Source organism: Paenibacillus selenitireducens, from assembly GCF_002021565.1.
Lineage (GTDB): Bacteria > Bacillota > Bacilli > Paenibacillales > Paenibacillaceae > Paenibacillus_K > Paenibacillus_K selenitireducens.
In genome coordinates this window covers 468511-491750 of sequence record NZ_MSZX01000004.1, presented here as the reverse complement: position 1 = coordinate 491750, position 23240 = coordinate 468511, and the positions used below count along the sequence as shown (strand labels likewise).

Genomic DNA, 23240 nt, shown 5'->3' with positions numbered 1-23240 from the left:
GCCAAGACTCCTTTCTGAGGGGTCATTCTCTTTTTCAGGAGGGATCATCAAAACGAAGAGGGCATTGCCATTTTGTGCCGCACAAGTACACTTCCGGTGAAGGGCTTGAACAAATCTGCCCGTTAGTTCAACGCCTCGGCAGCCTCCACGATGTTATTGAACTATCGTGTCCGTTAGCTTAATGCTTACTTGTATCGTCCCTCATCAATTCTATTCTTGGCAGCATTGTGATGAACGAGTCATGCTCTTAAATTGTCAATTTCCAGCAAAATCTTGGATCCCATTTTACATACGCTGTTTTGACATCATTTGCAGTCAATCTGAACACCTGCGAGTCAGAATTGCTAGGTACGCGGGTCTTCATTCGGACAATGTTCTTGTCAGCCGACACCAAAGGAGGATTAAAGTGTGATTGTATTTTCTAACAAAATCTTTGACTGCAAGCTCTAGCAAAAAAAAAGGACCAGATTTATCTGGTCTCTGTTGATTACATATCTAAACTTATCGCCGCTTCACTCATTTGTCTCAACGCAGCACGATCTTTATCCATAGTTGTTTGATTTGAACGTTTCTGACCAGCTCTCCATTTGGTTTTAAACCCTTCATCAGAAACCCTTCGAATTACTTCGAGTGAATCCATCTCCGAAGAAGAAGTGGGTCGCTGGCTTGGGGATGAACCAATTTGATTGGCAATCATTTTTTTCATGATCTTCACTCCTTCGCTTAATAATTCAGGCATCTGGAAATCTCCAAAGTGGCAAAACTTATTTGGTAATATAAACTTACCATTCGTATCCGATAAATCCAAGGAAATCCGGTAATCTTCCACGAATGCCTCTTTTAAAATCCATACTTTATCCAAAGCTGATTTGTTTTCAAAACCAGGCATTCTCATCTCCACAAGTTCATAATAACCATGTTCCACAAACCAATCGTATATATCTAGAGGCGAATGGATACCAAGATGATCGAACTCTCTCCAATGCAAGATATGCCCATACTCATGTTGTAGGCTTTGGGCACATCGCTCATGAACATTTAATAACTGTAGATTTTCGATCAACTCACTTTGTTCATCTGAATCCATCCAACCTCTGAACAACAACCCCCTAGCTACACCAAGATAACTCCGACGCTCGTCTGAATATCTTCGCTCCGTATTATCCGGTAATAATATAATACGCTCTTGGTTATGATTGGTTCGATACATTAACGCAATACCATCGCCTCGTAAGTGACTTCTGAATTTGAAATAGAAATTGAACACTTCTACTTCATCAAGCCTTGCACCGCGCCTACTTGCGATTTTGTACCCACCTCTAACTTCATGTTTTGAACGCGCAGGATCCCTAGTAGGTAAAACATCAGTATGATCATTGATTAGTTCCAAAATTAATCCTAAATTTCGTCGGATATTCCGAAAGGTATCTCTATCATATTCAATTTCATGATCCACCCTTCTATCAGATCAAAAATAACTCACTTTAATACAAATCCCTTTTTTTCTCAATATTACGAATTGAAAAAATGTTCTACTCGAAAACAGGTTTCGTTACAATGAAAAAAGACGCTAAAAAGCGGCTTGATAAGCAGATATGTTCATTGTTATCTAAGTTTGCAAATAAACATAAAGGCAAAGCATGTATGTATAAATGGGGCTATTTGTAATTCAAGAATTATTTTAATATGCATCTTCCTGCCTTTTAGTACTGTTACATAACGTCTTAATAACGAACTTCGCTGTTGATTAAATTCGAAATACTAGTACCAACTATGATTGTTACCAGACCTTCCCCCTTCTCAGCTCTGACAGCAATCCATCCGCTCTCCGTATTCGGGTATGGATGCAGTTCAATCTGATATGACGCAGCTCCCGAAATCCGCACATCTTCCGCTGTAAGCAGAGCAGCGCGAGGATGGTAGATCCGCGTCTCACCCCCGCTTGGGATATACTCGACTTTAACAATCTCCGTATCGTAATCATAGTGGTAGCCAATAAGCACGCCTCCTGTTGTATGCGGAAAGCCGCGTCTCAACGCCTTTACGAAAGGCGTATCTTTGAAGCCGTCATACCAGCACCAGAATGTGTTGCTCCACAAATATTGCTCAAAAATAGAATTCACTGCCTTTGCAAGCTCATAGGTTGCTGGATGAGCATTAAAGGCACCCCATTCGCCGATCAGAACCGGCGTGCTCAAACGAGTCTGAACCTTGCGGTGGGTTGAAAAGATGAAGTTTACTCTCTCCTGGTTATAAATCTCGTAGTGATCCGTATCAACGACCAAATCATAACCATGTGGTGCGTAAACCTGATGTTGCGCTATCGTTCCATCCGGATTTTGCACAAGCTCGATTCCAGATTCCACCCCCATATTCGTAAAATAGCTCGTTTCCAGCATTAAGAAACCATCAGAGTCCACGGAGCGAACCGCTGCCGCGATCTTGTTGAAGAAAGGAGTGAGTATATCCCGATCGAAGGCTTGTGAGGCTTGTTCCGCGCTATCCATCAACACTCGGTATATGTCCATATCCGCCATGCCTTGCAGTATCTCCTGCTTCTTCTCGTCATCAAACCACAGTACAGCAATCTGCTCCATATCGACCTCGTTCATTCCCATGACAGTTTCGGCATAAGCAGCGATCATGGCGCCAAACACCTGCTGCCCGCTCGTCCCCGGGTAAGGTTCGTTCATCATGTCGTAGCCGATCACATTGGGGCAATCCGCGAAAAATGCAGCCACATGCCTCCACATCGCTTCATAATGATCCTGTAGGCCAATTCCGTCAGCAGCAGGCGTGTTTTGCCAAAAATGGTCCAAAGCCCGATTCACTGCTGGGCTTTTCAGATAAGCATCACTCCACATGTCCCCGACAATATGCGGCAGATCATCCGTTAAAGTGGCCCACGCCGGCGCTCCGTCTCCATAAAGCTGGCTGTACAGGTCCTGATGCATATCCAGAAAGACGTAGAGATGGTGCTGCTCTGCCCATCTGATCTGCTGTTTGATTCTGCTCAAGTATACATCATCATAAATACCTGGCTCGGGCTCCACACCATCCCAGATCAGGCCTAAACGGATAACATTGAAGCCCTGTTCCTGAAACCATTGGAATAGGCTTACATCGCAAGGTTCCACATAGCCTAATGACTTATTTTTGCAAACGAGATTTATACCGCTTAAGATGACCTGCTCCCCATCCTCATTCACAATTCGTTGTCCGTCAATCGTTAGCTTCTTCATGATCCATCTCCCTCACCTTCTTGTTCAGCTACAGGTATGTAAATTTCAATGTAGTGCTTGTTGTACTGGTTATATAGGTTTATTTCGAGTGAATCCCCTGCGATCTGCAGACCGCATCGATGGATAAACGCTTTCATCTTCTCATAATGATGGTCCAGCTCGGAATAACGCTCTTTGTCGATCACTGCATATTTTCGGGCACATAAACATGGCTCCAACCTTTGGAAGCCTCCCGCTTCACCCTCCATCGGAAAAGTGGACAATATCCCATTGTTCAAATACGTGTGGTATTGCCCCGCGATCACATGCTCCATCGACACAACGGAAATGATATGGCAGATAGCGAGCCATTCCTTATTGGCGTTGATGCTGCGGAATTGCTGCTGCACTTTGCTTCCAAGCCGCTTGTCGCCACTCTCCATGATCGAGTCAGTCAGCAGCACCCAGCTTGAGCTCCGTTTGACCAATTCTATGGTATCCGAATCTTCAAACCGCTGAAACTGCTCATTCAACGCCACCAACTTCTTAGATAACTGCGTTAAATAGATCAACTGACGTTCAATATCTTTTTGCTTGCTGGATAGCAATGATCGTATCTCCTTAAGATTATGATCCGCCAGAAGTCTCTGAATCTGCTCAATGGGAACATCCATAGCGCGCAGCATTCGAATCGTAATGAGAGAATCGAATTGTTCCAGATCATAGTAGCGGTATTTGTTTTCATCTCGTTTGAGCGGCGGAAGCAATCCGATCTTGTCATAGTAGCGCAAGGTGTCGATCGGGATATCTAATAATTTCGACACCTCACCAATGGTGAAAGTAAGCTTGATCATCGAGAAGCCGTTCATATCATTCACCCCTTTTAGCGTGATAGTCTTAACGCCGCAGTCCAGATGCTGGTAGCGGATATTTCGTTCTACCATCATTATAAAGTATGGAGTAACTCCAGTTTAAAGAGGAAATTGCAAAAAAACGGAACATTTCCACTCGCTTAAGTCTCGGTTCTATCGATACGATGTAAATTATGTGTGTTTTCTGATCTCAAAGGAGACGATTGTTCCTTCTCCTAACAAGCTCTCGATATAGAGACCTTTTTCCTGCGTATAAAACAGCATTAATCTTTTGTTAATATTTCGTAAGCCTATGTTTTCACTCGTATCGTACATGGGGATGTAAGCGAAAACAAATAAAAAGATGACGGAAGGTATGACCATGGATTGCAGTGCCAGTTGATCCATCATTTTGAATCGTCCTGGCTTCTTCACTTGCCTTCTGCGAACCACCTCCTCTTGCTTGCTTCCAAACACCTCTGCTTGCATGCTATCAACACCTCCTGATCTTTTCTCACAGCTTCATTATAGAGGAGGCACAAAGAATGGATGAATGGGGATAATTACGATTTATTGAGCATTTTTGTCACCGCTTTCAAAAGATATTCGGCACCGAATGAGAACTGGGGTGAAATATCAAGTTCCATGAAGGAACAATCCAATTTCGTTAGACAGTATCCGTTGGGGACAAATTAAAGAGGCATTTCGTAATAATGATTACGAGATGCCTCTTCTTTTTCACATGATAGTGTCAAATGGGGTTGCCGCTAGTGGAAACCCTTTTGCTAGATATAGTAGCGGTTCTTCCGATATAAATTGCCTAACTAGGAGGCCAATTCCGCCAGCAGGTTGCCAAGCCGATCAAGGTTCTGTTCATTACCTTCTATGCAGTACGGCTTAGCTTGTTCAAACTCCTCTTTTTTCTTGAAAAGCTGACGGATGGTGACCCTGGTGCGGCCTTCGAAGCCCTCGAAGGTAGCCGTTACCCGAAATTCGTGGTCGGATAGATGGTCAAGCACGATCCGCTCAAACGGCACGATCTCAGCAAAGACGTTATGGTTCGGATAATCCACGCCATTCGGTCCATGCATGGTGAATCGCCACGTGCCGCCTGACCTTACATCGCACTCGTGGAACGTATTGGTGAAACCATGTGGCCCCCACCAACGAGCTAGCAAATCGGGGGTTGTCCAGGCCCGAAACACGAGCTCCCGCGGGACATCGTACTCGCGTGTAGCAATAAGTTCATTTTCACCAAATGTCATGTTCATACCTCCCCTTCAAATATCTTACCCAGTGCGTCCAACATGAAGTTTGTACCGTGTTCCCGAACTTCCGGCGTATCGTGTCCATCAAAGTAAGCTCCTTGCTCCGTAAAAATCAGTTTCGTGCCACCCTTCACCTTGATCAGCTCGACCGTTGTAATCGAGACGGAGATGCGTGTTCCGCCCGAATCCAGGGTGTATGTATAGACAATGCGCTGCTCCGGAACAAGCTCTTGGTAACTGGCGTTGAAGATAAAGATCGGCCCTTCCGGCGGCCCATCGCTGCTGTACTCGCGTCCACCAACCTGAAAGTCGAAGATGTCCGGCTTCGAAAACCACTTGGCTTTGGCAATCGGGTCGGCCCAGGCTTGGTAAACCCGCTCCGGCGAAGCGGCATAAGTCCGCTCGACGACGAAGGTTGCATGCTTGACGAATCGTTCGTTCATTGATTTCCCTCCTAAGATTTCGGCATTCCACTCTCCTCGATAAGAAAGTCTCCCAACAGATCCAAGTGTCGCTCCCAAATCATTTGCCGCTCCATGACCGGCTTCTCAAATCCCATTTTCATCGCTTGCAGAAGGCTCGTGAAATCTTCAACAGTTAATAGCGCCTTGCCCTGCATAAGCTTGGATACATGTCCTAGCTGCTCCAATAGTTTCTGCTGCAATTTGATCTGCTCTTTGATTCGGTTGATCTGCAGGTTGACGATCTCAAGCGGACTGATTTGCCCGCCACTTAAGGCCGACTTAATCTCCTCGAGAGATAACCCCAGCTCCTTAAGCGATAAAATCTGTTGCAAACGCGACAAATCCGATTCACTGTACAGCCTATGGCCGGATACCGTCTGTCCGGATGAAGAGAACAATCCGATTTGATCATAAAACCGCAAGGTTCGTACGGTAAGCCCCGTCAGCTTGGCGAGGTCCCCGATCTTCCAATAACTCTTCATTAACCATCTCCTCACTGGCACTAGCGATGTACCGGTGTCTTTATTATAAAACCTTACGTTGCGTAAGGTGCAAGCGTTATCGTGACGCTCTATTGCAGAAATCCTTTTGATCATCTGAAGTGATTTGTGCTTACTTTTGATACAGTTCAGCTTAACGGGGCTTTTTATTGTGACAATACACATTTGCAAACCATGTTTCCGAAGGTTTGAATGTCTTTTATATAGTCATATTGCGGAGGATTACGTTCGGTTTGGTTCAACATTCTTACTGCCACAACATTATACTCAGGAATAACCAAGACCGTATTTCCATACAAACCAAGTGACTGATAAGTATTTTGGGGGAGTTGGTCTCCTAATTCCGATAAAGGTCGAAACTTGTCCTGGATCCACCAGAAAAATCCATGACGTGGTAATGCCTCGTTAAGGTTTAGTGGTGTAGCTATAGAACTGACTTGTTCGAATATGGAGCTAGGAACAAATTGCATTCCATTAACTTTTCCTTTGGTTAAATGAATATAACCCCAATAGGCTAATTCCCTCGTACTAACAAAAAGATTTGCATCATTGCCTTCATTATCCTTGTAGTTTTCATTCAGCCATACTAATTTTTCCGATTTTTCTTTGATCCAACCTGTTTCAGTAAATCCGTAGGGTAAGAACAGTCTTTCTTCCATTACCGATGCGAGTGTTTGACCAAATACCTTTTGTACAATTTTTATTAGCAAATTAACACCTGTGTTGTTATACTTCCAATCCGTCCCTGGCAGAAAAATCTTTTTGTTAAGATTATCACTACCTTGGAGACCGTGAGTATGCGTAAGCAAATGACGTATTTTAGTATCTTTTAAAACAAGTTCGTCCAAATCATCTAGATAATCAGTAACATCGTCATCTAAATTTTTAATTCTTCCCTCGTATAGAGCGAGGCTAACAGCGAAACCTAAGTATGTTTTACGGACTGATGCAACATTAAACCTGGACTCCGCATCAACCATTCGACTGCCTTCTGTATTGTCGTGACGCCCCGAATACCATTCATTTACGACACAATCATTTTGAATTATATAAGTGGATGCGGCTGATGCAGAAATCATATTTTTTATCTTTAAGACGTACTCATTTAGTTCACGAAACGCATTATTCGAAGTATCAACTAACATTTCCATCGATATTCTCCTATCCATCCAAGACTATTCGGTAGACTTATTCGAGATTTCATTGCCTTATCCTGCCGTTACTTCAACAAAAGAAGAAGGAGCTGCTTCATAGCATACTCCTATTATCGTATCCCGTTAGCTGAGAGATGAGATATTCTTATCAACGAAATTTTTGATGGTTTCTGCAAAAAGCTCAGGTTCCTCATGGCGAGGCATATGAGCAGAGTTGTTAAATATTTCTACAGTCGAGTTTCTAACATTTCTTATGAATTCTTCTGTTTGATATTCACTGCAGATCGGATCATATTTTCCTTTTATTAACAAGGTAGGACAAAGCATTCGCCATGGGGGTCAGGCAGACGAGAGACTTCACGGAAAATGGAGGATTTTACCTGCGTTTGTCGAATACAACATACTTGGTCTCTGATAAAGGGATGTTCCATCATTTGAAACTCTGGTTGAAAGGAAGCTTTAGGATGTCAAAACTATTTCAAGTATCGCTGTTTGTGCCCGGGGTACTGCTCATTGTTCTGCTGTTTGCGATGCTGCCGGCTCTGATTCAGGCGGATCCCATGAACGGTGGGCTGCATCTGATGTGGGGGCAGGCGTTCTCGAAGATTAGGGAATATATCGAGGGCATCTGGACGGGGCAATCCTTCCATTATTATGCAGGGCAGAATGAGTTATTGTTTTGGGAGCAGATTGGCAATAGCCTCAAGGTGACGAGCTTCTACATGGTTATCGGTGCGGTGATTGGAACGATCATCGGTGTGCTGCTAGGAATCTATTTTGCGGTGTCGCGCGCGGGATGGCTCATGCGTCTCATGGAATTATTCGGCGCCTTGCCGGACTTCGTGATTGTGATTCTCTTGCAGTTTATAGTGGTGCTGGTTGCGATGAAAACGGGGGTGGTCTTGGCCAAAGTTGGAAGCTTCAATCATAACGAGCCAGCGATCTTACTACCGCTGTTATCTACAATCATCATTCCTGCTAGCTTCATGATCCGTAATGTAGCACTTCATATGAAGCATACGTTGACGGAGGATTATATTAATTTTGCCAAATCGCGTGGGCTGACCAAAGGGTATATCATTTTTCACCATGCGCTCCCGAACGTGCTGCCGTTCATCAAAGCGGACTTGCATAAGTTTATGGGGATCTTATTCGGTAATTTATTTATTTTCGAATATCTGTACAATTTACTGGGGGTTACGCTACTCGTATTTGTCAATGCATTTGGTATGCACGGCTATCAGTATAACCTCGTTGTCAATGGTATTCTGACGTTCTTGCTGCTCTATGCGGCCGTGTATCTGCTGCTGAGGCTCATGATCATCGGATGGGAGAAGGTGCTCACACGATGAATCGAACTTTGCTAACCGGTCTCATCATCACTGTGATTTTGATCGCAATGTCCTTGATTGGACCTTATCTGGTGCCGTATAACGAGAGTAAAGAGGCAACTGTCCATTATTCGGTCGATGCGAATGGACAAGGTACATTGGTCGTACCGCCGCTATCGCCGAATGCCGAATATCCCTTAGGAACGGATAAAACCGGTAACGATCTCCTAGCAAAAATCATAGCGGGGTCCAGGTACACCATCCTTGTCACGATCGTTGTTGCATTCGCTCGCACGTGTATCGGTGGGATCGCGGGGTTATTCCTAGGTTACTTCGGCAAAGACAAGATAAAATCTGCAAGGCGGCTTCCCCTATGGAACGTATTAAACGGCATACCGATCTTCATCATCGTCTGGATGGTTATGATCGGCATCTCGATTAACGCGGTGATCCCTCCGCTCTTTCTAACCATCATGCTGGCGGTTGTGATGACGATGGTTGGTATCCCTTCGGTCGCAACGACGATTCGAGAGAAGACGCTGGTCATTCGAGATAAGCAATTTATTATCTCGGCGCGATCCATCGGAGCAAGCCCGATGACGATCATTCGAACACATATTTTCCCGCATATGAAGGAGAGTCTCATCATTCTGTTCGTGCAAGAGATTGTCCTTATTCTAGGACTCATGGGCCAATTGGCCATTTTCAATGTGTTCGTTGGCGGATCGACGATGTACTTCGATCCCGTTGAATATGTGAGCCGCACGAATGAATGGACGGGACTGATCGGTCAAGCACGGAACTATCTGTACGTGTATCAGTGGATCTTGGTGTTCCCGCTGCTTGCTTACCTTCTCTTTATTTTTGGATTCCATCTCATTTCTGTCGGGCTTGAATCCATCTATAAGGACAAATTTTCGAAGGTATCGCATCTTTAACATAGAAAGGCTCGTGTTCGTCTCATGATTTGCAGGCGAATGCAGGCATACTAATGCAACGTACAAGGACTGACGTTAGGCAGCGGGACTGACCCCGTAATGTGAGACAAATTAAAGCACCTTCAAGAGAATGCAACCATGTCGTAAGATATGGAGACAACCTTGGAGGTGTTTTTTCGTTGACAAAAGCCATTGAGATGAGATTGGCTGGCATTCCAATTTATGAGGTAATGAATGAGTTGAATATATAATGGCTGCGCTGGTATCGAAGCGGAGAGATTCATCGCCTTGAACAGCCAGTTGGTAAACAATACAGTTATGGCAAAGGTCCTGAATATTCATCGGAAGTCGAAAAATTGAAAGCCGAGAATCGCTTTCTAAAACAACAGCTGGTGGCTTATAGTATTGCAGACAGATAAACAAGATACAGCGTTTGTTCCTGACACGTTGAATCAATTACCAGAACTGTCGGGAATGATGCCCTATAGTGATCAAGGCAGCGTATACACATCCTGGGTATACCAAGAAGCCGTAAAAGGAAAGGCATTACCATAAGCATGTCCCGTAAGGGTACGCCCGCTGATAATGCCCCCATCGAATCGTTTCATTCCACACTAAAGTCTGAAACATTCTATCTCGAAGGTTTGACCTGTACAACGACGGCAATCGTTGAGCAGACCTTTCGAGACTACATTCAGTACTATAACTCAATTCGCATTCAAACGAAATTAAATAACCAGTCGCCGATTGATTTTCGACGACTGGCTGCTTAAAACTTGCTAGGTACTTTGATCCCTGTCTCACAAACGGGGGTCACTTCAATATTGCTGCCTTTCCTTATGCGTATTGAGGTAAAGTGTCCCATTAGCGGAATTAACACATGCAAGACTAAGTACAATTGAACTATCGAGTCCCGTTAGCGTAATGATTTATTTGTCTTTGAGCTTTTCTTCTTGGTACCGTTCTAAGGCTTCTTTTGCCAAATCACGCCTGGGTAGTTTCGAGTTAATTCTAAGAAGAAGTGTAATGATTATTAATAATAAAATGACAATTAGAACTTGCATCATTAACACCACCTTCATCCAATTAATAGCCTTATGCATTAGTTCCTGGTTATCGTAACGTTCCCCGTTAGTTGAGCGACGTTATTAGAATTACAGATGAACAGTTAGATTTTCTAATGTTAACTCCCATTTCCCTTTGCAAAAATCAATCATATGAATACTGGTATTTGAAGCTGGGAAAAACTTGTTCTTATTCGTCCACTCTATGCCTTTTAATATATGATAAATGATATTTATTACACCGCCATGAGTTACAACTACTACGTTTTCATTATTTTTTTTGTTAATATGTTCATTACATATACCATAAAAAGTTTCTTCTATACGCTTAAAATTTTCAATTGGACTCTCACCATCAGGGTATTGTTCATCCATTCGTAAACTTGAAAAATATAAACCTGGATATTTTTCATTTGCAATATCGTTTGGCATCCCTGCCAACACTCCATTGTTTGTTTCTCGCCATTTTTCCGAAATTGTAACTGATATGCTAAGTTTTTGTCCAATTATACTAGCCGTTTCGAAAGCCCTTCTCAAATCGCTACTGATTATTTGTTTAATATTATATAAATGATTACTTTCAAAAAGATATTGTCCCAGTTTTTCAGATTGTTGTATTCCTTCGTCAATAAGTCCTCTTTCACTCCATCCACCACGATACCCATCTTCATCTCTACCATGTCTAACGAGATAGATTGTCATTGTTTCCTCCCCATTAATTGATGTTGAGTATATATAATTCATCTCAAAGTTAGTAATTTCCTTCTCATTCAGCATAACTGCCCGTTAGCGAAACAAATGCAGGACTAGAATAAATTAATCCACTCTTTGTAATATATTTATTGTCTTAAGTACTCAACAACTGTGAGTGAATCATCTCCACCAGCTTCAGCATGATTTATAAGTGGGATACCGTGCGGGCCAAGTGAATGTTTCAGATTAGGATTATCAGTAAGCATCGCTATGACAATGTCGATCTTCCCTAACATTGCAGTTGCAAAAAGGTCAATGCGAGCCCCTTTACTTAAAAGAAAACTCGCAATGTCTTTTCTACCCATATGAGCGGTAGCCCCTAAAGCAGTCTCCCAATCACCATTTCCCCAATCCCAAGATGCATTTATAAGGCCTGGTTCTTGATCGAGTAGTTGTTTAATCCGTTCTAAGTCACCATGGGCATTGCCTACCGGCATCCCTAACTTTCTCGGAAACCAGTCTTCTCTAATCGGTTTTTCCTTTTTATGTTTTTTATTATCCTCTTTCGACATACGCTTGCATGCGTTCAACTTCCTCATTGCCTACCATATCGATTACGGCTTGATAAAGATTCGGCGGAAATTCCGCAATCCGATGACACAAATACAAATACCATTCATGCCCGTATGGAAGATAAATCCGTACCGGGTGCCCAACATTTTGCATCCTGCTGGCTAAATCCGGTCGAATGCCATATAACATTTCGATTTCCGCCTTAGAGTCGGATAACCATCCTCGTTCCAGCACTTCATCCATAATGACTTCGTCATGGCTAGCGATCGACACGTGGTGTCCCTGACGAATAGCGCTTTCGACAAGTTCTAAATAACGATGATTAAGCTCCGGAGAACGAGGAATCGAGTAATCACTCGATTCCTGATAAGCCCCTTTCACAATGCGGATACGACTAGGAGAAAGTAGCGAAGCCAGATCCTCCGGCGTTCTTGTCAAATGAGCCTGCAAAGTAATGCCGATATTCGGATACACACACACTGCCTGTTTGTAAACGGAAAGAATATCGTCTGTTTTGCTAGACTCTTCCATGCTAATGAAAAGCTCTACGTCGGTTCCCTGTACTTGCTCCGCTAGATTCATCAAATGTGAGAAGGCAAGTTCTTGATACAAAGAAAGTCCGATATGCGATAAATCAAAGGATACCCGGGCTGATATTCCAGCTTGTCCTAAATCACTGATCAAGGCCTTCATTTCAGCAACGATTGCTTCACATTCGGTGGCATCCGTTGTATTTTCACCGATATATTCGATGGAAATTGCATAACCTTTAGCCACTAACTTTCGGCCAGCTTCTAGCCCGTCTTGACGAAAATTCCCCGTAATATACCGTGAGGCAGCTTGTCGCAAAAGACGATTCAGTTGAGGCGTCCGCTCCACATAAAGCTTTAAGTCCGCGCGGCGAGCGATTGATTTTAATGTTTCTGTGAATTGTTTTTCCAAAAACAATTGTTGGTACATGATACCACTCCCTTTTCCAAATTAACTCTCATTGTACTGGGGAGTGGAGAGACTGTATTGTATAAAATTGCTCCTAATTTACATCGATAACGCGTATTTTTGCGGTGTAATCCCTACAATCCTGCCAAATGTTCTCGCGAAGTGGCTCTGGTCGTAGAATCCCGCTTCTACAGCAATTTCGGCAATAGGCCGCTGCTTCATTAATTCTGTTTTTGCGTGATTAATTCGCAATAAGTTTTGATAGGCATGCGGAGGCAAATGATTCCACCTCTTATATAAACGAATGAGATGAAATCTACTAATTCCGGATACGTTCTCCAGCTCATTCATCGTGATCCGTTCGGTATAATGCTCGTGCAGGTATTCCTTTATGAGTTTAGCGTACTTGTGGTCCTGGTTGCCACGGCGCGATTCATGTTCAAGATCCGAGGCATTCTGGCTAATGAGCACATGTACCAGCTCAATCAAAGCCGATTCGATCTCAAGCGGAGAACACGATCCAGTAAAGGCCTCCATCGTACGGTTGATGTGCTTACGACAGGCTTTATTCTTACCCTCTCCCAATAAAAAAGGAACATGCAACTGATCGAGTTCCTGTTGTTTAAGCCCCTGCAACCACTCAGTTTTAATGAACAGCATCTTGTAACTCCACTCTACGCCAGCATCCGGATGACATGCATGCAGCATCATCGGCGGAAAACTAATCATCCTCCCCGCTTCAACCCGATGCAAGGTTCCATCGCACCAAGCGTTCGTCTCACCTTTATCAATCAACCCGATCGAATATTCTTCATGGAAATGCTTTTGATAAGCAAAATCACTCTTCAGACATCGCTTGGCCTCCAAGAAAGGCAGCTTATTATCTCGGTAAAAGGTTACATCAGACATACTTCACTAAACACCCTTTCTATACGAAGAAATTCTACGCTGAACACAAACGAGCTTTCTATCCTCAGCCAATGCGCAGGTCGCGAATGGAAGAATTGCAACAGACAGTATGATAGGAGCAAATATGTTGTGTCGGTTTAATGTTAATTTAGACGCATTAAAGCTGCTATTGTTGCACTAACCTGCCCGTTAGCGTAACGCGGCTACCCATCGATGCCGGCAGCCGCGTCTTAGTTGTTTATTAAGCTATCGTGTCCCGTTAGCTGAATACCAAATTAACAATCTTTAATAAGGTAAGATAGCCCTCTGAATCAGTTACGTGAAAACTAGTCCAATCACTTCAGCTGTCGGTGAACGCGGACCAATGCTCAAAAGCCATTAATATGTAAATCGGGATAGTTCGCTATATTTATAATATTGCCTGAAGGGTCTGTAACATTGAATTCAGGAAATCGATCAATACCCCAAGTATACGTTATTTCGGTTACCTCTTCACCTGCGTCGACGAATCTTTGGTAACATTCAAAAACATCAGATGTTTTTATACAAAGTACCGCATAGGGTTTTCCGTCCGATACAATATGGATTGGAATGGGTTGTTCTACTCGTTTAAAAAACAAATAGGGTCCTGGTTCAAGCTTCAGGTCTGATTCTTCTTCGGTTTTCCAGCAATGTGTAAAGCCGAAATACTTTTCATTCCATGCAACGGATTCATCGATATTTCTAACTGGCAGTCTAACCTGAACTACAGTATGAACAAGTGTTTTACTCTTTGATGTGGTGTTCATTTGAAACCCCTCCTTCAAGAGAAATAAATCGTGATTGTATTTCAATTCGAGATACACCCATTATTTTCCTGATACACAATCAAACTATCCTGCCCAATAGCGAAACGCGGCTGCCGATCTATGCCGGCTGCCGCGTTTTAGTAATTTATTTAATTTTCGTTCCCCGTTAGTTCAACGGCCTTTCTTGTCTCTATCATCTCATTCCATTCACTTAGATAAATTGCATATCCCAAATTGTGAGGTTCGTCTGGTAACCATGTAATAAATTCCAATTCGTTTCCATCAGGATCATTAAAATAAATAGCTGCCGCAGGCATCCATGTATGTACAATTGGTTCAATTGGCTCTTTTCCAAAGGTTTTTACGGGTTCAATTCCCCTTTCTTTCAGCCAATCAATTGATTTCTTTAATAAATCTAAATCAGTCCCAAAAGCAAAATGCCTTCTACTTACTTCATTGCCGTCCAGGACTTCCCAAAGACCAAGTAATTGACGTTCCTTTCCAATATAAAAAAATGCAATCCTTCTATCTTCAATTAATAAAGATAGCTCAAGCCCTAACTTGTTATAGAATTCAATTGAAGTATTGTAGATGAGTCTCGTACAAATTCTTAATCATGATTGCTTCTACTCCTTAACGTAAAGTTAGAAAGAATAAAATGAATTTTGCTCTGCCCCGATTGCATATAACGTTTCCGTGTTCACGACGTCCCACCACCTTAAGCGAACGTAGTGACCGACCCGCGATGCGGTTAGGTGGTGCGGATGTGTCCCGGCATCTGCTTCTTCGACTTTCTCCCGGGACCGAGGGGGCTTGTCCCCCGATGCGTGAACACATTGTTATCTGATGCATCTGCCCTCTTCGAATAACTTTTACATTTCATTCCTAATGATTATTTGAGTCGGTTTTTCTAGTGTAGATTGTTGCTTCGAAAGACCACAAAGTGAGGTCTTTGTACTTTTATACTATTACTTGATTTTTACTCTTGATCTTGAGTAAGAACAAAACCCACCATAGTAATAAAAATAAATTACCCAAAATTATATATATAGACCAAATTGCCCCTTGTTGTAATTGAATAATTAAATGTTCAAATTCATTTATTCCTTCTGCCCTTCCAATACTATTTATCAGGCCAATAATTGGAATCGTTACAGTAAAAACAATGGCTACCATGGATAAACTTCTTATTTTCTTTCGTATAACAATAAATACTGCAGTTCCTAATGTTGTTAATAAAAACAAGTAATATAGTGCCCAAAACCAATTAGGAAGGGTTTCCCAATACACTTTTTTCAACTCCTCATAATAAGTTGGATTAACCTATGAATGGTTTTCAATATTGCAGATGTTTCAGATAACGTCTTATTCACGAACTTCGTAAATAATTCCGTATGTAGGGTATTCGCGAAACTTTTGAACTATCCTGCCCGTTAGTTGAGAAAAGGCAGCCGATCACAAGAAGCCGGCTGCCTTCAACTGCCTTTATGGAGCTATCGTGTCCCGTTAGCTCAATGCAACTATGTGTCGCTCACGATCTTCAACGCAAGCGACCTAGCATTGCGCTTGCCCCGAGGAACGCAAAACGATCAAAATCAAGGGAAACAACAGATTGGATGAAAAACGGTTAACCCGTCTGCTCACGCATACATCCTCTGCTATCTATCCTCGCCTGCCATTAGCAGAATTAACCTACTTGCCCCTATAGTATAGTGGCTGCAAACAGGCTATTTGATTCCGCTTATATCATGATATGTCTTTGTTCAATGCCAGCCACTGCACCGCCAACTCGAACTTGGTTGATTTCACCGCTCTCGCTCAGGCGCAAACTTGCCTTGATTTCAGAAGGACAATCCATCGAATACCCTTGCCTGAACATGACATGCTCCACTTCCTGCAAAGATCGTTGGCCATGTTGGTACAAATAGCTGAGCAGGGCACCGTTGGATGTTCCTGTCGCGCTTTCCTCGGGAATATCGTACAGCGGCGCAAAATTCCGGCATTCCGCAGCAGCATCGTCTGGAGTATCCATCGTGAACAGATGATATCCAACCACATCATATTTTTCGCTGATGGCGGTTATAGCGTCAAAATTGGGCTGAACCTCATTCAAGAGCTTCCTGCTGCGGATCGGGATCAAAATGTCCCGCAGTCCCGTCGAAACAATTTGGATGGGTAACCCGGTTTCCAGATCTTTGGTATCCATTCCCAAGGATGGAGCTATTTCCTCACAGGATATCCTTTCAAGAAATTTTGGTAAAGCCTGTGACAAATAAACAAGACCCTCGGAGCTAATACCGACATCCAAAATCCCTGCCTTGGTTTCTATCGTATAGAAGGTCCCTTCTTTTGCCAAACCCAGCGAATGCATGAGTCCAAATGCAGCAATCGTGGCGTGTCCGCACAGATCAACTTCGCTGGCGGGGGTGAAATAACGGATTTTGTAATCCGCAAGCAAGGATTTTTCCATAAAGGCCGTCTCCGATAAGCCCAATTCCTTCGCTATGAGCTGCATTTCGGCAGCCTTCAGCGAAAGGCCATCCTCTAAGACAACACCTGCTGGATTACCGCCACGCTCCCCTTTCGAAAACGCATTTAATGTATACACTTCCACATTCATGTTCCGCTCGTCCTCTCCTTATCTTCAAAAAAACGATGTGCGCAACAGCACGTCCCATTCGCTAACTTGAGATCCAGCTGGGAAATCTCTTAGTACAATAAATTGTATCATTAATAATACAGATAAAAAGCCATAATTATCAACACACAAGGAAAATCGCATGCCCAATATGCCGCAAGTGGCATGGACAAAGCTTTAATTCTGACTTCCGACATAGGCATTTTCGAATATTGTGGTCTAGAGGTGCTGAACCATGTGATTTTCGAATCCGTACCGAGTTCCGAAGAAGCAACTCGTGCTGATTGGCTGGAACAGATCAAGGAGATGGTGAACAAGTTGTAAGGAAGAAACACAAAAAAATAATATACGGCACTAGGAGCAGCTCCGCAACGGGCTGCTCCCTGTTTTGGTTGAACTATCGTCCTTAGCAAAATCTTTCGTTGCCGATTATAGATACTGTTTTGAACAGTAAACAAATGCTTCAATAAGCCCAGTTTGACTCTATCTGTTTGCAATAGTGCAATGTGGTGTCCACATATTGGTTAAGTACAACGATTCTGGATTTTGAGTATTCACTAAAGCTAGCGAGATACTCTATATGTAGATCAATGAGCTGTTTGGGTGGAGTTGGGGTTAACATCAAGGTTCCAGCATTTAAAAATGTAGAAAGCGCACAATAAATTCAACATCGATTTCTAAGTAGTCTGCAATAGTAATATGTAGCTTCCAATTAGAAATTTCATAAGCGTTGTTAGATACATTACAATACCACATATTGGAACTATCCTGCCCGTTAGTTGAGAAAACGGTATCCGAGTAGTATCCGGTATGCCGGCCAAAATACAAGATTATAAACAAAAGAATAACATGTAAAAAAAGGAGCCTCCGGGCTCCCTTTCGCTATGTCAGGGGAAACTTTTTCCAGGATGAATCGTCTATACTTCTATATGAAGAAGAGGTGAATATGATGAAACCCCTGTCAAAAATTATGCTGTGTACTGCCCTCGGGGCGATGATTGCTTTAGGCTCTGCTTATGCAGAATCTAAATTGAATTTACTTATCAATGGACATGGCGTTGTGACGAGCTATCTAGACCTTCAAGTCAAAGACGGCAAAGTGCTTGTTCCGATCGATCGCCTTGCGGAAGAATTTAAAGGCAAGGCGGTCTACGATGCTGATAAGAATGAAGTTCAAGTGACGCTGCCGGATTCCGCTCAACAAGCGATTCAGATCGAACGTTTGGAAGCGGCGATGGTCCCCTCTACAGCAAAAGAAGCCTTAGATACTTGGGTCAAAGGCATTCAGACTCGCAATGGAGCGCTGCAATTCGCTGTTTTCTCACCTGAACTACGTTCCAAAACCAAGAAAGAATTCGAAGATTACTACTGGACAACGGGCGGCTCCAGTCCGCATATGTCTGAGATCGAAAAGCTCAAAACAAAATCTCTGAATAAAACGACGACTCAGTTCTCATTCGATTATGGCCTTGTTGCTTCCAATTGGAAAGGCAAGGGCTCTGCGGTTGTCACCGTACAAAAGTTTGCATCTAAAGGTCATGAAGGTTGGTTTATTACGAATATAAAAATGAAAGACCCGAGCGATACAGGTACTACGATCGGTGTCGAACCGTTAAAAAAATAATTGATCCCAAAATGATATATCGAACTAAAACCTCTAAGAGCCCTGTCACCCTGTTGTCAGGGCTTTTATTTATAATCATACATACAAGAGAATCAAGCCAATCGATAAGTTTTTTAATACAATGACTGTTGCAATGGAGGGCAGGAGATATTCCTTTAGTGCTGTATGACGATTTCAACCTAACACAATCTTGAGGGACTTGCTTCCTTACTTCGTTTTGTTCAAGATTTAGAATCCTTTACAGGGAAGTGTGCAACTGTCGTATTAGAAGCAACGGGCCATTATCATAGTTCAGTTGTTCAATTCTTGGAAGGGCATCAGTATCTGCATATCGTCGTCATTAATCCGTTGCTTTCACACCAAGCGAAAAAGTCTAAAGTATACAATTGCAGAGCATTTATGGGGGGATTTATTCAGCCCAATGGAATACCAAAAGTAATTTTATGTTTGAAAAATAAGATGGGACCTGCTGGTAAGCTGATATCCTCACGCCAACTTGGTGGATTCTTATACTTAAGAAAACAATAAGGGAGCTATAATAATGAAACTATACAAAAGACAAATTTGCGTTGCGATTCTTTCAATAAGCATGTTATGTATAAATTTAGGTCCAACATATGCAAAGGGGACTTCCTTTAGCGATGTGACAGCTGAATATTGGGGTTATGCAAGCATTCAATGGGCTTTTGAAAATAAGATAGTGGATGGATATCCAGATGGTACTTTTAAGCCAGACAAGGTCGTAAGTCAAAGTGAATTTCTTGCTATGCTTATAAGAGCTTTTCAGCCCAATGATTTCATACTGGGTACCCATCCAGCACACTGGGATGAACCGTATTTAAATTATGTTGATAAAATAGGTTGGAAAGTGAAGCCCACCAATAAGACATTTTCTAGGGGAACGGCCGCTCAATATTTAGCAAACGCCGCAGGACAAAATTACAATGTGGCTGATTCGATTCAGTACCTCCTTGATCTTGGATTAGCTAATGGAAAAACTACAAGGACTGTAAAAGGATTTTATAAAGACGATACACTGTCAAGGACTGAAGTTGTCGTATTTATTGAACGTCTGCGATTAGACTCTAAAGCTCTGCAACCCATTTCGGCGGTAGAAGAAAAGTATAATCGAAGTGAAAATGTGCTGGTTTATAATAATACTGAGTATCACTTTACACTCACTCTTCCGAAAACTTGGGAAAATAAATTTGAGGTAGTGGATACTAAAGATCCACAATCCAATCACATTCTTAAATTTATTAACAAAACAACAAAATATGGGGTGTTATTTACAATAGCTGTGTGGCCTAAAGACTATTGGATTGAGAGGGAAGAGGAAATTAAAGGCCAAATTCCTGCCGTTAAAGTTGGTGAGTATGGAGACCACGCATACATTTTCCATACGCCAACGGATGTTCAATATGATCCAAGCGATAATAAGTCAATGGAGGATTATAAAGCTATGTTTAAGGATGTTCAGAACATTAAATCATCATTTGAAATTATATTGTAGTAGTATGAAAGCAGCGGTCGAATTGAGAAATTCAACCGCTCTTTTTATGGATAATATACCCATTTTTCACTGCGATTCAGGACTATGGAAATGTAAAAGGGTCTTCTTCCCCGTTCAGTCTGTTAATAATCGGATGTCGACAAATCATCCAGTATTTGTTGTGCATGGTGCAACACCGGAAGATGTTGTTCAGTGGGTTTGACTAAATTCGTTGTAAAAATAATAAGGCAATAACAGAAAGAGCAGCGAGGTGTTCCTCCTGCTCTTTCTGTTATTGTACCAGGTTCAATAAGGGGGTGTCCTAACCTATAAAAATCACGCAGGTATGAATTATGCAGTAAAGCTATATAAAGAAGGAGGTATGACTTTTGATATATTGTCTGTTAATTAGATTCAACTATCGTGTCCCGTTAGCTTAATGGTTACAACTAATAAAAGAACAACAATAAACAAAAAAGCATTACTTAATGATTAGAGTAATGCTTTTTTGTTCGATTCTCGACTTTACGCGTTTGATTTACTTCTGGTCGACCCTGTAACGCTGCAAATACTCATCATTTATGTTGTTTTCTCCAGCTTGTGCAAGTGAAAAGCCAAGACCGTAAAGGCTTCCTCGCCAAAAGAGATCTTGGAAATCTTCCGTTCCCATTTCGCTATCTCGGTCAAATCACGAGCTTCAATCTGCCGTATAATCACGCTTGTCATTCCTTTCTGGAGATACTCGTTTCTTGGCCACCATATCAAACGAATCATGACTGCAGCCCGTGCATCCTTCATTCTTAAGCTGCTCTATGGTCGCAAATTCCCCGTTAATTCCGACATACACATCTCTTGAGCACTGCTTGCAACGGTAAGTACGAAGCGTTTGTTTCACCTCGCCAGTATACAAGGCGTCTGTAAATGCCTCCGGATATTCCGGTTTTGACTGATCTGTTGTCCGCAGAATGAACATCTGGCTTCGATTGGCGATCATTTCCGCGCCTTCGTAGGCGTTGAATTGCGGAAAATTAGCACTGACCGTCAGCCCCATGCGGACAAATTCCCGTTGCATGGCAAGCATAAACTCTGGCGATTTATGCGCAAATGACAGAAAAATTGGCAGCCCCCTCTCCCTCATTAATGCCTGCATGCCGCGCGATACGAACAACCCCATTTCCTGAAGCGTATAGGGCGGATCTGTAAAGAAACAATCATACTGCCCGTGCAGGTTTTCCGGCAGCGGCTCCCTCAAATCCAGCCGGTGGCACCGAATCGGCAGTCCCCGCTCCTTTGCAATCGTTCCAATGTACGTTATGAATCTTTCGTCAATATCCAGAACATCTACATGCGTAACGGTGTGCCCGCCATCTGGAAACAAACGCTGCAGCAGCAGACCAATAGACACACTCACCAGGTCATCATCGCCGACACATAAAATCTGCTTTCCGATCAATGCATGCTGCTTCAAACAAAGGATAGCCCGGCGCAGGCTCGTTTCCGGTGTGCATTTGGACTGATCAATCTGAACATCCACGGAAGGCCGCAGCGATAAAAGTTCCTCCAATATAGCCAGCGTATCTTTAAGACTCTCGATCCATTTTGACTCATCAAGCAGATCATGATAAAGGGAATGATTCAAGCCGCGGTATCCCCATTCCCGTTCAATCGATGCGAGTCCGTCCGTTGTACAGCGGACGCCGCGTTCCTGCACGAGCGCCCCCGCTTTAATTAATTCCCGTTTGATTGCCGCAGCCACAGGGGTAGGGAGTAGCGTTTTGCGTGCTAACTCTTTCGTTGAAATCCCCGGGTTCAAGTAGCATTCGAGTAGTAGCTGCTCGATCACCTGAGGCCCTTCTTGCAGCCGGATATGCTGACTTGCTTGTTCAATGTACATATTCACACAATCCCTCCTAAAAACTGTAATTTCACCATAATGAAAATACAAAAAGGGCAGGAATGAACATACGTCATCCCTGCCCTTTTTGAACACTACCTAAATAAACACCGCAAAAAAACAAAAAACCCGCGCTGAAGACAGCACGGATTGTGGGTGCATAACAATAGGCAGCACTAAGGCTTTGATTATTATCCGCTGTTCTTAACTAATTCCGAAGCCTTCAAAATTCCCATCAAAAAAAACCATGCTATATCAGCAATTGGTCCCTAGGACTGTTGAAAACTTCAAGTATGGAATTTGGTTAGTTAAGAACTACCGCCGACATCAACATCTCTCCCTTAGTAAATATTACTATATATTACTATACACGATTACTAGAGTCAAGTTGATCAGTGCGGGCTTTAAATTATATCGAAATTCGCACTTGACTTGAGCAACCGATTGATAATTGGCTGCCTTCTTGTTGCTATTGAACTATCGTGTCCCGTTAGTTGAACAACTGTTGATTCATTTGATAAAAACCTTTACCCAGCGGTATAGAAGTTTATTTTAATCTCAAATAAACGCTCGTCCAATCAGTGCAACTTATTGTACATACTATATAAAACAAGGAGGTGATAAATAGATGAAAAACACCAACAAAAAACATGTGCGGACAAGCTCAAACAAAAATATGAATAATAAAGCTAAACAAAAAAACATGAAATCAGTACGCACAAAATGTTCTTCTTGCGGTTCTGACCGTTTTGACCGTTTTGATCGTCGTGACCGTTTTAACCGTTTTGATCGTCGTGACCGTTTTGATCGTTTTGATCGTCGTGACCGTTTCGAGCCATTCTTTTTTCCATTCTTCTTCCTCTAAAATAATAAGCTCTTGATCTTCATCCTAAAATAAA

General features: G+C 42.6%; 23 protein-coding genes and 2 pseudogenes. 7 read left to right on the top strand and 18 right to left on the bottom strand.

Annotation, left to right across the window (positions count from 1 at the left end):
• Positions 1 to 487: 487 nt before the first annotated feature.
• From BVG16_RS12880 to BVG16_RS12845, 8 genes are all read right to left on the bottom strand, one after another.
• Entirely contained in the window at positions 488 to 1456 is a 969-nt protein-coding gene (locus BVG16_RS12880; protein ID WP_078499064.1) for a hypothetical protein, read from the bottom strand.
• A 268-nt stretch (positions 1457 to 1724) separates the two neighbouring features.
• A complete protein-coding gene (locus BVG16_RS12875) occupies positions 1725 to 3242 on the bottom strand; it encodes a glycoside hydrolase family 5 protein (RefSeq protein ID WP_078499063.1) in 1518 nt (505 codons plus the stop codon).
• Positions 3239 to 4090 (bottom strand): MerR family DNA-binding transcriptional regulator, encoded by an 852-nt coding sequence (locus BVG16_RS12870; protein ID WP_233147020.1) that lies wholly within the window; start codon positions 4088 to 4090, stop codon positions 3239 to 3241. Before BVG16_RS12870 ends, BVG16_RS12875 begins: the two co-directional genes overlap by 4 nt.
• Positions 4091 to 4264: 174 nt before the next feature.
• Complete coding sequence (locus BVG16_RS12865; protein WP_078499062.1) at positions 4265 to 4561, bottom strand: hypothetical protein; 297 nt, start codon at positions 4559 to 4561, stop codon at positions 4265 to 4267.
• A gap of 335 nt (positions 4562 to 4896) precedes the next feature.
• On the bottom strand, positions 4897 to 5337 hold the full coding sequence (locus BVG16_RS12860; protein WP_078499061.1) for an SRPBCC family protein: 441 nt from the start codon (positions 5335 to 5337) through the stop codon (positions 4897 to 4899).
• A 2-nt stretch (positions 5338 to 5339) separates the two neighbouring features.
• Positions 5340 to 5783 (bottom strand): SRPBCC family protein, encoded by a 444-nt coding sequence (locus BVG16_RS12855; protein WP_078499060.1) that lies wholly within the window; start codon positions 5781 to 5783, stop codon positions 5340 to 5342.
• A gap of 11 nt (positions 5784 to 5794) precedes the next feature.
• The gene (locus BVG16_RS12850) at positions 5795 to 6286 is read right to left on the bottom strand and encodes a MerR family transcriptional regulator (RefSeq protein WP_078499059.1); all 492 of its coding nucleotides are present in this window, start codon (positions 6284 to 6286) and stop codon (positions 5795 to 5797) included.
• Between the two features lie 164 nt (positions 6287 to 6450).
• A complete protein-coding gene (locus tag BVG16_RS12845) occupies positions 6451 to 7455 on the bottom strand; it encodes a serine hydrolase domain-containing protein (RefSeq protein ID WP_198957454.1) in 1005 nt (334 codons plus the stop codon).
• Between the two features lie 467 nt (positions 7456 to 7922).
• Between BVG16_RS12845 and BVG16_RS12840 the strand changes: the two genes are divergently transcribed.
• From BVG16_RS12840 to BVG16_RS12830, 3 genes and pseudogenes are all read left to right on the top strand, one after another.
• Complete coding sequence (locus BVG16_RS12840) at positions 7923 to 8810, top strand: ABC transporter permease subunit (RefSeq protein WP_158081682.1); 888 nt, start codon at positions 7923 to 7925, stop codon at positions 8808 to 8810.
• Complete coding sequence (locus BVG16_RS12835) at positions 8807 to 9727, top strand: ABC transporter permease (RefSeq protein ID WP_158081681.1); 921 nt, start codon at positions 8807 to 8809, stop codon at positions 9725 to 9727. Before BVG16_RS12840 ends, BVG16_RS12835 begins: the two co-directional genes overlap by 4 nt.
• A 197-nt stretch (positions 9728 to 9924) precedes the next feature.
• Positions 9925 to 10500 (top strand): annotated as a pseudogene (locus tag BVG16_RS12830) (transposase).
• Between the two features lie 381 nt (positions 10501 to 10881).
• Here BVG16_RS12830 and BVG16_RS12825 read toward each other — a convergent pair.
• From BVG16_RS12825 to BVG16_RS12790, 8 genes and pseudogenes are all read right to left on the bottom strand, one after another.
• Positions 10882 to 11493, bottom strand: a complete 612-nt coding sequence (locus BVG16_RS12825; RefSeq protein ID WP_078499055.1) for a histidine phosphatase family protein — start codon at positions 11491 to 11493, stop codon at positions 10882 to 10884.
• 137 nt (positions 11494 to 11630) lie between these two features.
• Complete coding sequence (locus BVG16_RS12820; protein WP_408635330.1) at positions 11631 to 12056, bottom strand: ankyrin repeat domain-containing protein; 426 nt, start codon at positions 12054 to 12056, stop codon at positions 11631 to 11633.
• Positions 12040 to 13017 (bottom strand): proline dehydrogenase family protein, encoded by a 978-nt coding sequence (locus BVG16_RS12815; protein ID WP_078499054.1) that lies wholly within the window; start codon positions 13015 to 13017, stop codon positions 12040 to 12042. Before BVG16_RS12815 ends, BVG16_RS12820 begins: the two co-directional genes overlap by 17 nt.
• 78 nt (positions 13018 to 13095) lie before the next feature.
• A complete protein-coding gene (locus BVG16_RS12810; protein ID WP_078499053.1) occupies positions 13096 to 13905 on the bottom strand; it encodes an AraC family transcriptional regulator in 810 nt (269 codons plus the stop codon).
• A gap of 368 nt (positions 13906 to 14273) precedes the next feature.
• Positions 14274 to 14693 carry a VOC family protein gene (locus BVG16_RS12805; protein WP_078499052.1) on the bottom strand — a complete coding sequence of 140 codons (420 nt, stop codon included), beginning with the start codon at positions 14691 to 14693 and terminating at the stop codon, positions 14274 to 14276.
• Positions 14694 to 14842: 149 nt separating this feature from the next.
• Positions 14843 to 15311, bottom strand: a pseudogene (locus BVG16_RS12800) (VOC family protein).
• 342 nt (positions 15312 to 15653) lie between these two features.
• The gene (locus BVG16_RS12795; RefSeq protein ID WP_018759972.1) at positions 15654 to 15983 is read right to left on the bottom strand and encodes a hypothetical protein; all 330 of its coding nucleotides are present in this window, start codon (positions 15981 to 15983) and stop codon (positions 15654 to 15656) included.
• Between the two features lie 451 nt (positions 15984 to 16434).
• The gene (locus tag BVG16_RS12790; protein ID WP_078499051.1) at positions 16435 to 17313 is read right to left on the bottom strand and encodes a PhzF family phenazine biosynthesis protein; all 879 of its coding nucleotides are present in this window, start codon (positions 17311 to 17313) and stop codon (positions 16435 to 16437) included.
• Positions 17314 to 17496: 183 nt separating this feature from the next.
• Between BVG16_RS12790 and BVG16_RS32430 the strand changes: the two genes are divergently transcribed.
• The 3 genes from BVG16_RS32430 to BVG16_RS12780 all read left to right on the top strand — a co-directional run bounded on the left by BVG16_RS32430 (position 17497) and on the right by BVG16_RS12780 (position 20468).
• Positions 17497 to 17655 carry a hypothetical protein gene (locus BVG16_RS32430; protein WP_233147019.1) on the top strand — a complete coding sequence of 53 codons (159 nt, stop codon included), beginning with the start codon at positions 17497 to 17499 and terminating at the stop codon, positions 17653 to 17655.
• Positions 17656 to 18277: 622 nt separating this feature from the next.
• On the top strand, positions 18278 to 18955 hold the full coding sequence (locus BVG16_RS12785; RefSeq protein WP_144027366.1) for a hypothetical protein: 678 nt from the start codon (positions 18278 to 18280) through the stop codon (positions 18953 to 18955).
• A gap of 541 nt (positions 18956 to 19496) precedes the next feature.
• Positions 19497 to 20468, top strand: a complete 972-nt coding sequence (locus tag BVG16_RS12780) for an S-layer homology domain-containing protein (protein ID WP_078499049.1) — start codon at positions 19497 to 19499, stop codon at positions 20466 to 20468.
• 558 nt (positions 20469 to 21026) lie between these two features.
• On the opposite strand, the gene BVG16_RS32795 is transcribed toward BVG16_RS12780, so the two are convergent.
• Entirely contained in the window at positions 21027 to 21164 is a 138-nt protein-coding gene (locus BVG16_RS32795; protein WP_158081680.1) for a hypothetical protein, read from the bottom strand.
• Positions 21145 to 22347, bottom strand: a complete 1203-nt coding sequence (locus tag BVG16_RS12775; protein ID WP_144027365.1) for a bis-aminopropyl spermidine synthase family protein — start codon at positions 22345 to 22347, stop codon at positions 21145 to 21147. Before BVG16_RS12775 ends, BVG16_RS32795 begins: the two co-directional genes overlap by 20 nt.
• A gap of 622 nt (positions 22348 to 22969) precedes the next feature.
• On the opposite strand from BVG16_RS12775, the gene BVG16_RS12770 reads away from it, so the two are divergent.
• Complete coding sequence (locus BVG16_RS12770) at positions 22970 to 23206, top strand: hypothetical protein (RefSeq protein ID WP_144027364.1); 237 nt, start codon at positions 22970 to 22972, stop codon at positions 23204 to 23206.
• The last annotated feature ends 34 nt before the right edge of the window (positions 23207 to 23240 follow it).

What these genes read in the sequence shown, in the direction of transcription:
- BVG16_RS12870 (WP_233147020.1), bottom strand. Translation starts at nt 4,090, where the DNA reads ATGAACGGCTTCTCGATGATCAAGCTTACTTTCACCATTGGTGAGGTG.
- BVG16_RS12790 (WP_078499051.1), bottom strand. Translation starts at nt 17,313, where the DNA reads ATGAATGTGGAAGTGTATACATTAAATGCGTTTTCGAAAGGGGAGCGT.
- BVG16_RS12780 (WP_078499049.1), top strand. Translation starts at nt 19,497, where the DNA reads ATGAAACTATACAAAAGACAAATTTGCGTTGCGATTCTTTCAATAAGC.
- BVG16_RS12840 (WP_158081682.1), top strand. Translation starts at nt 7,923, where the DNA reads ATGTCAAAACTATTTCAAGTATCGCTGTTTGTGCCCGGGGTACTGCTC.
- BVG16_RS12835 (WP_158081681.1), top strand. Translation starts at nt 8,807, where the DNA reads ATGAATCGAACTTTGCTAACCGGTCTCATCATCACTGTGATTTTGATC.
- BVG16_RS12805 (WP_078499052.1), bottom strand. Translation starts at nt 14,693, where the DNA reads ATGAACACCACATCAAAGAGTAAAACACTTGTTCATACTGTAGTTCAG.
- BVG16_RS12860 (WP_078499061.1), bottom strand. Translation starts at nt 5,337, where the DNA reads ATGACATTTGGTGAAAATGAACTTATTGCTACACGCGAGTACGATGTC.
- BVG16_RS12820 (WP_408635330.1), bottom strand. Translation starts at nt 12,056, where the DNA reads ATGTCGAAAGAGGATAATAAAAAACATAAAAAGGAAAAACCGATTAGA.
- BVG16_RS12770 (WP_144027364.1), top strand. Translation starts at nt 22,970, where the DNA reads ATGAAAAACACCAACAAAAAACATGTGCGGACAAGCTCAAACAAAAAT.
- BVG16_RS12815 (WP_078499054.1), bottom strand. Translation starts at nt 13,017, where the DNA reads ATGTACCAACAATTGTTTTTGGAAAAACAATTCACAGAAACATTAAAA.
- BVG16_RS12865 (WP_078499062.1), bottom strand. Translation starts at nt 4,561, where the DNA reads ATGCAAGCAGAGGTGTTTGGAAGCAAGCAAGAGGAGGTGGTTCGCAGA.
- BVG16_RS12855 (WP_078499060.1), bottom strand. Translation starts at nt 5,783, where the DNA reads ATGAACGAACGATTCGTCAAGCATGCAACCTTCGTCGTCGAGCGGACT.
- BVG16_RS12785 (WP_144027366.1), top strand. Translation starts at nt 18,278, where the DNA reads ATGATGAAACCCCTGTCAAAAATTATGCTGTGTACTGCCCTCGGGGCG.
- BVG16_RS32430 (WP_233147019.1), top strand. Translation starts at nt 17,497, where the DNA reads ATGGACAAAGCTTTAATTCTGACTTCCGACATAGGCATTTTCGAATAT.
- BVG16_RS12875 (WP_078499063.1), bottom strand. Translation starts at nt 3,242, where the DNA reads ATGAAGAAGCTAACGATTGACGGACAACGAATTGTGAATGAGGATGGG.
- BVG16_RS12850 (WP_078499059.1), bottom strand. Translation starts at nt 6,286, where the DNA reads ATGAAGAGTTATTGGAAGATCGGGGACCTCGCCAAGCTGACGGGGCTT.
- BVG16_RS12810 (WP_078499053.1), bottom strand. Translation starts at nt 13,905, where the DNA reads ATGTCTGATGTAACCTTTTACCGAGATAATAAGCTGCCTTTCTTGGAG.
- BVG16_RS12845 (WP_198957454.1), bottom strand. Translation starts at nt 7,455, where the DNA reads ATGGAAATGTTAGTTGATACTTCGAATAATGCGTTTCGTGAACTAAAT.
- BVG16_RS12825 (WP_078499055.1), bottom strand. Translation starts at nt 11,493, where the DNA reads ATGACAATCTATCTCGTTAGACATGGTAGAGATGAAGATGGGTATCGT.